General features: G+C 52.4%; 1 protein-coding gene. It reads left to right on the top strand.

Going from position 1 to position 338, the window contains the following annotated elements; all coding sequences use genetic code 11:
• A partial coding sequence (locus ICN18_RS10395; protein ID WP_216190521.1) for a YDG domain-containing protein occupies window positions 1-338 on the top strand: 338 nt, incomplete at both ends.

Genomic DNA, 338 nt, shown 5'->3' with positions numbered 1-338 from the left:
AGCGCGGCGAACCTGACCTTAGCCACGATCGGTAATGTCACCAAGACCTACGATGGCACCGCCAATGCTACCGTTAGCTTAGCCAATTTATCGATCACCGGTTTAGTTGCTGGTGATAGCTTGACCTTAAGTAATCTGACTACCGCCGCCTTTAATAGTGCGCACGTAGCGAGCGCCGCTAATGTGACGGTCGCTAACTTAGCCTTAGCCACCGTTGCTGGTAACCACACCAGTGTGCTCAGTGACTACAACTTACAAACGACCAACCTGACCTGGAATAGCTCCACGATCAGCACGGCGAACCTCACCTTAGCCACGATCGGTAATGTCACCAAGAC

It is taken from the genome of Polynucleobacter parvulilacunae (genome assembly GCF_018881715.1).
Taxonomy (GTDB): domain Bacteria; phylum Pseudomonadota; class Gammaproteobacteria; order Burkholderiales; family Burkholderiaceae; genus Polynucleobacter; species Polynucleobacter parvulilacunae.
Note: the sequence above shows the minus strand (reverse complement) of the source record. Positions and strands in the feature narration are given on the sequence as shown.